Raw genomic sequence first — 8,681 nt, forward strand, 5'->3', positions numbered from 1 at the left:
GGCGAAGCCGAGCGGGACCCGCGCCCCTGGCAGAGCGTTCACGCCGACGACGACGGGGTGGCGGGGGCCGGGCGGGTGCTCCGCCGTCCCGCGCACGACGACGACTGGGCAATGCGCCCTGGCGGTCACCGTCGCCGTGACCGAGCCGAGCATGCCCGCGATCCCACCGTGCCCGTGCGTTCCCACGACCAGCAGCTCGGCGTCCCGGGACGCGTCGACCAGGAGCCTGGCCGCCGGACCGTGCTCGGTAAGGCCGGCGATCAGGTGGAGCTCCGTCCCCGCGTGGGCACGCTCGAGTCCCAGGTTGGTAATCGTCTCGGGGGCGGTCCGTCGACGATGGTCGTGACGGTGGTGCGGGTCGAGCACGTGCCAGGCCGCCGCAGTCTCGGCGACGAGCTCGGGTGTCTCGACGGCGTGCAGGATGGTCAGTGACAGCCCGCGCCGCGCGGCCTCGGCCGCCGCCCAGTCCACTGCCGCCGTGGCTGGCGAGGAGCCGTCGAATCCCACGACGATGCGTCGCGTCATGGTGGCCATGGCACCTCCCGCGACGGTCCTCGGGCCCCTGTCCCTCACCAGACTTCGCCACGTGACCACTCCCTCGCCAGGGCCGAAGGTCCGCCGGCGAGAGGCCTTCGCCCCTGACTTCGGTGATTGCGACTGACCATGCTGGAAGGAGATGGAATTCGGGTGGAACGAGCACGCGGGAGGACGAGATGGGCGACCGTAGTGACGGCGTGGTCGTGGGCTACGACGGTTCCGGCCAGGCGCGAGCGGCGATCAAGTGGGCGGCCGCAGAAGCGGCACGTCGCGGGGTTTCGTTGTCGGTAGTCACCGTCCTCGACTATTCGGCGCTGGTCGGCTGGCCCGCCGGCGCCTCCCCCTGGCTCATTGCGGACGCCCAGAACGAGATGGCGGGAATGGCGGACCGGGGGGCCGTGCTCGCTCGCGAGGCCGTCCCGGGGCTCGAGGTGCATGCGGCGTCCCGTGTGGGACCGGCCGCGGGGACCCTCGCGGAGCTCTCGCGGAACGCCGGGCTGATCGTGGTCGGTTCCCGTGGGCACGGGCCCGTCGGTGGGGTCCTGCTCGGATCGGTCGCGTTCTCGCTGTCGTCGCGCGGGCAGTGCCCGGTGGTCGTGGTGCGCGGTGACGGCCTCACGCTCCCGAACCCGTTGCACGCCGTCGTCGTCGGGGTGGACGGCTCGGTGTCGTCCGGCGCGGCGCTCACGTTCGCCGCCGCCGAGGCGGCCCGCGCCAGGGCGCCGCTGTCCGTCGTCTGCTCCTGGACACCCGCGTCGAGCGTCGCCTGGGCAGCTGCGTACGGGTCCGCCTACTCGGACCGCGCGCACGACGAGGTGGAGATGGAGCATGCCGGGGGCATCGTGGCGGAGGCCGCGGAACTGGCGCGCGGCCTGCACCCCGAACTGGAGGTGCGGGTGAGCGTTACGGAGGGCGCGGCTGCCGGGAGGCTCCCTGCCGCCGCGGCCGACGCCGGGTTGCTGGTGGTCGGTTCCCGCGGGCGGAGCGGTTTCACCAGCCTGCTGCTCGGATCCGTAAGCCACGCGGTGATCCAGGCCGCGCCGTGCCCGGTCGCCGTGGTGCGGGCCGTGGAGATGGACCTGGGCGGCCTGGAGGTGATCCGGGAGCCGAAGAAGATGTCGCGATGAGTAGCGAAACGAGGGGCGTTCGGCGCCCGGGGGACGACATGAGGTGCGCATCGACAGCGCGGCGACCGTCGACGCGTTCGCGTTTTGCGGTGGCGTCGACATCCTGGTGCCGAAGGGCTGGCGCGTGACGTTGCTGCGGCCACCGGGAATCCCGGATGGGACGTTGGTCCCTTCCTGCGGGGCGGCCGACAGCGGCAATCTGAATACGAACTATACGGACGTATAGGGTGAATCGAACGGGGTGAATCGAACGGGGTGAATCGTCGTGGATCGCCGGAAACTTTCCCTGGTGACGACGTTGGGAGTCGTCGCCGTTGTCGTGGCCACTGCTTGCGGCAACGCCAGAGGTAGTGGTGGAACGTCGCCCGAGGCGGCGCGGGGGCAGGAGGGGCCCGAAGCCGCGCGTCGGCCGGAAACTGGTGGCATCGACAGTCGCTCAGCGACTGGAACGCAGACCACTGCGGTGACACCGGTGTCCGGGGCCGTGGTGCCGCCTCGGCACAGTGACGTGGTCGCGGCGATGAAGCGTGCCGCCGACTACTACCGGCCCTCGTACCACGTCGCGACCGGTGTCCGGAACGGATGGTCCTGGTCGACGTACTTCGACGGCGTCCACCAGCTCTACCGGACGGCCGGGGACATCGCCTACTTCACCCAGGCAATGAACTGGGGGACGAGCAACAACTGGGCGATCGACGCCACGGTCGACAAGGACGCCGCGAACCAGATCAAGGCCGCGCAGACGTACTTCGATCTGAACCGGATCGACACGACCGCGTCCCTGGCCGCATCCGACGCCCGGATGTCCAAGGACCTGAAGTCGCTGCCGACCACATCGTGGTGGTGGATCGACGCGTTCTTCATGGCCATGCCGAGCATGGCCCGATGGGCTGTGCGCACGGGAAACGAGGCCTACCTGACGAAGATGAATGCTCTGTACGAGTGGACCCGGGACGACGGGGTGTCAGGGCGGAGCGGCTGCGCGGGGAAGGCACCCGGCCTGTACGATCCGGCCGCGCGTCTGTGGTACCGCGACTGCGGCTACAAGGACTCGGTGGATCCGGCCGGTAAGAAGGTGTTCTGGAGCCGCGGGAACGGCTGGGTGATGGCCGCGATGGCCGAGGTGCTCCAGCAGTTGCCCGCCGGCGACCCGCGCGCGGCGTCCTACCGGAGCATGCTGGCGGCCATGGCGGACCGTCTGCGTGGCTTGCAGGGCAGCGACGGCATGTGGCGGTCGAGCCTGGTCAATCCGGCGCTGTATCCCGACGCCGAGACCAGTGGCACCGCGTTGTTCACGTACGCGATGGCCTACGGGGTCAACGCGGGCATTCTCGACCGAGCGACATACCTGCCGGTGATCGCCCGTGCCTGGCAGGGGCTGACCACGATCTCCTTGCGCGCCAGCGGGTTCGTGTCCAACACCCAGAACGTTGCCGGTGGGCCGGGCAAGCCCTACGTCGGTGACGGTCCACGGACCCCAGCGTCTTCGACATCGCCGGGGACGCTGCACACTGATTCGCCCCCGTTCGGCGTCGGCGCGTTCCTGCTCGCAGGCAGCCAGGTGGCGCGGCTGACCGCCGCCGTCTCGACCGGCCGGCCGGTCCAGGCGACGGCGCAGCAGGAGGGCAATGAGGCTCGGCGGGTCGTCGACGGGGACGTGACCACCCGCTGGTCCGCCCTGGACTTCCCGCAGTCGGTGACGGTCGACCTCGGCGAGCGACGCCGGGTCAGCAATTCCCTGCTCGTGCCCTATCAGGACCGCCCCTACAGCTACACGGTCGAGACGTCGGCCGACGGCTCCGCGTGGACGCGGGTGGTGGACCGCACCGCGAACACCGCCACCGGATCCCGGCCGGACGTCTTCGTCGGCGGCCCGTTCACCGCGCGGTACGCCCGGCTCACCGTGACCGGCCTCGCGGGGGACGCCACCCGGTGGATCAGCATCCAGGAGTTCTCCGTCCACGACCGGTTCCTGCCCGGAACCGACGTCGCCCAGAACCGCCCGGTGACCGCCACGTCCAGCCAGGCCGCCTACCCGCCGCAGCGTGCCGTCGACGGTGACCCTACGACGTTCTGGGTGGCCAATTCGCTGCCGACCACGGCCGCGCCACAGGATCTGACCGTCGACCTCGGCGGCGACGTCGCGATGGAACAGGTCCGCATCTTCTCCCGCCCCAAGTACGGACCGAAGGCCGTCGCGGTCCTCACCTCCACGGACGGGCAGAGCTGGACGACGATCGCCACGGCCACGCTGCCCGACACAGAAGGACCGCATACGTTCGTCGTTCCCCCGACGGCCGGGCGGTGGTTGCGCCTGCGGGCGACGAGCACCTACAGCCCGTCCAACGTCCAAGTCAGCGGCCTGGAGGCATACGGCCACACGACTGGCTGAGCCGGACCGCGCGACCAGGGCCGCCAACGACCGTGGCTCTATTGCGGCGGGTGCCCGACCATCCACAAGACGGCCCGGCCCAGCAGCGCTCCTCGCTGCTCGTCGAGGACGTAGGACTCGCCGGGCACCTGCCCCTGCTCGTTGATGTCGTATGCCTGGGTGGCCGGCCGGCGCGCCAGCGGTGCCAGGAGGACGGTCTGGCGGTGCTGCCAGACCAGCCATCGCGGTTTGGTGTACTCGACGGTGTCAGCCACGCCGAGGATCTGCCCCCGATTGCTGACCTTGATGCCCGCGGCGTTGTCGTAGCCGGGTGGGATGGGCAGCAGCGTCACGCGCTTCCCCTGCCAGGCCATGCCCTGGTAGCGGAAGTCGTCCCAGAACGTCGCGGTGTCGCCGACGACGAGGCCACGGTCGTTGATGTCGGCGGCCGAGCCGTTGATGCTCGCTACGGCGCGTAGCTTCCCCTTCGACCAGATGGCCGGGAAGCGGCCCTGACTGGGTTCGCTCGCCTCAAGTGTCAGGGCGATCTGGCTGCGGTTGTTGATCTTTAGTTGGAGGGTGGCGTAGAGGTCGAGCGGAACCGGGCCGGGCCGGCCACCAGGCCACCAGACCTGCTGGAAGCCGCGGTCCGTGGCCATCCAGCCGACGACGTCACCCCGGTCGTTCAGGTCGGTGACCTCGACGTGTGTGGTGCCGGGCAGGGTCCCGAGATCCCGCAACCGGCCTTGCTGCCAGAGAACCGCGCGCTGCTGGCCGGACTTCGTCACGCTGGTGGCGAGCACCTGGCCACGGTTGTTGATCACCACGGCTCGGGTGTCGCGGCCCAGGGTGCCGATATCGGTCTTGCGGCCGCGATGCCATACGAAGGCGCGATCGGGAGTGGTCGCGTCGTACGGGTTCATGTGGACGAGGATCTGGCCGGCGTCGTTGATGTCAACGGCCACGGCGCTGCGGCCCTTGAACGTCCCGAGGTCGCGGATCCTGCCGTGCTGCCACAAGAACGGCCGCTCCACTCTCGGCTCGGCCCGGAACACGGTTGTGCCGACCACCTGACCGCGGTTGTTCACGGCCACGGCCCTGGACGAGACGGCGTCCTTCGGTGTGCCGAGGTCGCGAGCCTTGACGGTGATGACGTCGCCGATGCGGGCCGTACCGGCTGCCTCGGCGGGTGACTGCACCGCGGCCAAGGCGCCGCTGGCCATGAGGGCCAGCAGGGTGGCGCGGGCGGTCCAGGCCCGCGCCGAACGCCTGCATGTCGAATGGTCGTTGAGGGATGGGGCTACGCCGGGTTGGCCTTCCATGATGTGCCTCTCCTCCGTCGAGTCGATCCGCTCGCGTACAACGGCGAGCAGCAACCGCCGTTTGGCGGTCGCGATGACGCGCCCTGTGTGGGGGACGTGGAGGGTCACGGTTCACATCGGCGACCTGGCGGTCTTGATGGGCTGCGAGCGCGACTTCGTGGCTCCGCGCTAGCGGCCGGGGCCGAAGCTGATTCGGCCTATGCGTGTAGGTGGCCCAGTTTGTGCCGCCGGTGAAGTACTGCTGTTCGAGCACGGCGGTCCGTCCCGGCTGGGCGGGTGGCGCTCGCGGCCGAGGGGTCGACGTGGACGCCGGAGTAGTCCCCGAAGCGGGTGTCTTCTTTGACCCATTGACACCGGTATGGCCCGTGAGAGACTTGCGTGAGATTGCGACACCAGCATCATGGGCGCAGGTTCTTCAATCCCCTCGCCGCGGTGTTCCGTGACATGTCGCCGACACGGGGGGCTCTTCCGCGCGCCTTGCTTCACCCTGTGCCCGACCACCCGCCCCAACGGCGTGGGTGGGGCGGCGGGGTGATGAATAGGCACTGTGCCACGAAGATTTGGAGGTGACATGCCCGTCACACCCACCTATCCCGGCGTGTACATCGAGGAACTTCCCAGCGCTGTCCGAACGATCACGGCGGTCTCCACATCGGTGACCGCGTTCGTGGGTAGCACACTGCGCGGGCCGGTGGACGTACCGGTCACGCTGACCAGCTTCGCGGACTTCGAGCGGCGGTTCGGCGGGCTGACCCCGACCGGCGTGCTCGGGTACGCGGTCCAGCAGTTCTTCCTCAACGGCGGTTCGGTCGCCATCGTCGTACGGGTGGCGGCCGGCGGCGCGGCGGCGGCTTGGGCGCAGATCACCGGCCAGGGCGCCGCGTCGTTGAAGGTCACCGCGAAGGAGCCCGGCACGTTCGGCAACGGGCTGCGGGTGACCATCGACCACGACACCGCCGCACCCGGCGCCTTCAACCTGCGGGTCGCCGACCTCACCGGCGCGGTCAGCGAGACACACCGCAACCTGTCCGTGGACGGCGGCGACGTGCGGTTCGCCGAGCGGATCGTCAACCCGACGTCCACACTGGTCGATCTCGCGGTCGCCGCGGGCGCCGGGCTGCCCGACCCGTCCGGCACGGTCTCCAGGCCGTTCACCACCCCGCTGCCCGACCTGGCCCAGACGGTCGAGGTGCAGGTCGACAACGACCCGGAAGAGTTCGACTTCGTGCTGCACGACCCGGCGCAGGACGGCGACCCTCCGGTCAACGTGGCCGGGCTGGCCCTGCTGCTCGAGCGCAAGATCCGGCAGGTGTCCAGCAAGCCGGGCTTCGCCCTGGCCCGGGTGGTCGCGGCCGGCGACCGGCTCCAGACGTTCTCCGGCGTACCCGGCACCAAGATTCTTTTCGGCGGCCCCGGCGCGCAGAACCTCGGCCTGCAGGACACCGTCCAGCCCACCGCGTACGAGCTGGCCGGCGGCACCGACGGCGCCGGCGAGCCCGGTGCCGGGGACATCATCGGCGGCCCGAGCGCCAAGACCGGCATCCACGCGCTGCGCGATGTGGAGGACGTCAACCTGCTCTGCCTGCCCTCGGTCTGCGACCTGCCCACCGAGAGCATGGGCGCGGTGCTCGCCGAGGCCGGCAGGCTCTGCCAGGACAAGCGGATGCTGCTGCTGGTCGATCCGCCGCAGAGCTGGACCAGCGTCGACGCGGCCCGGACGAACCTGGCCGAGCTCGATGCCGTCCGCGCCAGCGCCGACCATGCCGCGGTCTACTTCCCGCGCATCCAGCTCACCGACCCGCTCACCGGGCAGCTGCGGGTCTTCCCACCGTCTGGCGCGGTCGCCGGCATCATGGCGCGCACCGACGGCGAGCGCGGCGTGTGGAAGGCGCCGGCCGGCACCGAGGCCACCCTGGCCGGGGTGCGCTCGCTCACCGTACCCATGACCGACCCGGAGAACGGGCTGCTCAACCCGCTCGGGGTCAACTGCCTGCGGACGTTCCCGATCGTGGGCTCGGTGGTCTGGGGTGCCCGGACGCTGGACGGCGCGGACGTGCTGGCCTCCCAGTGGAAGTACGTGCCGGTCCGGCGGACCGCGCTGATGCTGGAGGAGAGCCTGTACCGCGGCACCAAGTGGGTGGTGTTCGAGCCCAACGACGAGCGGCTGTGGGGGCAGATCCGGCTCAACGTCGGCGCGTTCATGCAGTCGCTGTTCCGGCAGGGCGCGTTCCAGGGCTCGTCGGCGCGGGAGGCGTACTTCGTCAAGTGCGACAAGGACACCACCACGCAGGATGACATCAACCGCGGCGTGGTCAACATCCTGGTCGGGTTCGCGCCGCTCAAGCCGGCCGAGTTCGTGATTATCCAGATCGCCCAGATGACCGGACAGGTGGAGGTGTAGGGGTCCGCATGGCCGAGTTCACTGTCAATCCGCAGCGTTACGACCCGTACAAGAACTTCAAGTTCCTGGTGGTCTGGGACGGACGGATCGTCGCCGGGATCAGCAAGATCAGCCCGATGAAGCGCACCACCGAGGTGGTCAAGCACCGCGACGGCGGCTCCTCCAGCTCACCGCACAAGTCCGCCGGGCGCACCGAGTTCGAGGCGCTCACGCTGGAACGCGGCGTCACCCACGACCCCGAGTTCGACCGCTGGGCCAACAAGGTCTGGATGGTCGGCCAGGGCCGGGGCGCCGAGTCCTCGCTTCGCGACTTCCGCAAGGACATCGTGATCCAGTTGCTCAACGAGGCCGGCCAGGTGGCCGTGGCCTACAAGGTGTACCGGTGCTGGGTCAGCGAGTACCAGATCCTCGGCGAGCTGGACGCGAACGCCAACGCGGTCGCCATCCAGAGTCTCAAGCTGGAGAACGAGGGGTGGGAGCGTGACTTCGAGGTTGCGGAGCCGGAAGAGCCGGTCATCACGATTCCGTAGCCCACCGGGTCCGTCCACCGGCCCGGCCACCCTGCTGGCCACCTGGGAGGCGGGTTCCGGGGCGAGCGGGAGCCGGCGAGCCCTGCTTCTGCACGCCCTGGCCCGCCCGGCCGACCAGGTCCACGCGCTGCTGGCCGCTCCGGTCGGCGCCCGCGACGCTGAGTTGCTGTCGCTGCGCGGGCGGCTGTTCGGCCAGCGGCTGCCGCTGCGGCTGGGCTGCCCGCACTGCGGCGAGGAGCTGGAGTTCGACGTGGACGTGCGGGAGCTGGCCGGCGCGGATGCCGGCGTCGGCCGCGCGGGCGCGCCGGGGGCGGGGCCCGCCGTGGAGCGCCGGCTGGAGGCGGACGGATGGACCGTACGGTGGCGCCCGCCGACGGTGGGCGACCTGCTCGC

The 8,681-nt window shown here is 70.4% G+C and carries 8 protein-coding genes; 6 read left to right on the plus strand and 2 right to left on the minus strand.

Annotated elements, in window-relative coordinates; all coding sequences use genetic code 11:
• Positions 1 to 525 (minus strand): universal stress protein (locus tag AC08OU_RS19640; RefSeq protein ID WP_476605499.1); only part of this gene is annotated, 525 nt, incomplete at its 3' end.
• A 188-nt stretch (positions 526 to 713) separates the two neighbouring features.
• Between AC08OU_RS19640 and AC08OU_RS19645 the strand changes: the two genes are divergently transcribed.
• The 3 genes from AC08OU_RS19645 (at position 714) to AC08OU_RS19655 (ending at position 4,056) form a co-directional block, all read left to right on the plus strand.
• On the plus strand, positions 714 to 1,664 hold the full coding sequence (locus AC08OU_RS19645) for a universal stress protein (protein ID WP_476605500.1): 951 nt from the start codon (positions 714 to 716) through the stop codon (positions 1,662 to 1,664).
• A 43-nt stretch (positions 1,665 to 1,707) separates the two neighbouring features.
• Complete coding sequence (locus AC08OU_RS19650; RefSeq protein WP_476605501.1) at positions 1,708 to 1,890, plus strand: hypothetical protein; 183 nt, start codon at positions 1,708 to 1,710, stop codon at positions 1,888 to 1,890.
• A 246-nt stretch (positions 1,891 to 2,136) separates the two neighbouring features.
• Entirely contained in the window at positions 2,137 to 4,056 is a 1,920-nt protein-coding gene (locus AC08OU_RS19655; RefSeq protein ID WP_476605502.1) for a glycoside hydrolase family 88 protein, read from the plus strand.
• 38 nt (positions 4,057 to 4,094) lie between these two features.
• Here AC08OU_RS19655 and AC08OU_RS19660 read toward each other — a convergent pair whose 3' ends face one another.
• Positions 4,095 to 5,465 carry a hypothetical protein gene (locus AC08OU_RS19660; protein ID WP_476605503.1) on the minus strand — a complete coding sequence of 457 codons (1,371 nt, stop codon included), beginning with the start codon at positions 5,463 to 5,465 and terminating at the stop codon, positions 4,095 to 4,097.
• Positions 5,466 to 5,928: 463 nt separating this feature from the next.
• Here AC08OU_RS19660 and AC08OU_RS19665 point away from each other — a divergent pair, with 463 nt between their 5' ends.
• The 3 genes from AC08OU_RS19665 to AC08OU_RS19675 form a co-directional block, all read left to right on the plus strand.
• On the plus strand, positions 5,929 to 7,758 hold the full coding sequence (locus tag AC08OU_RS19665) for a phage tail sheath family protein (protein ID WP_476605504.1): 1,830 nt from the start codon (positions 5,929 to 5,931) through the stop codon (positions 7,756 to 7,758).
• Positions 7,759 to 7,766: 8 nt separating this feature from the next.
• Positions 7,767 to 8,288, plus strand: coding sequence for a phage tail protein (locus tag AC08OU_RS19670; protein ID WP_476605505.1), 522 nt, complete (start codon positions 7,767 to 7,769; stop codon positions 8,286 to 8,288).
• A partial coding sequence (locus AC08OU_RS19675) for a hypothetical protein (RefSeq protein WP_476605506.1) occupies positions 8,239 to 8,681 on the plus strand: 443 nt, incomplete at its 3' end. The genes AC08OU_RS19670 and AC08OU_RS19675, both read left to right, overlap by 50 nt.

The sequence above is a fragment of the Frankia sp. CcMO1 genome (genome assembly GCF_977945845.1).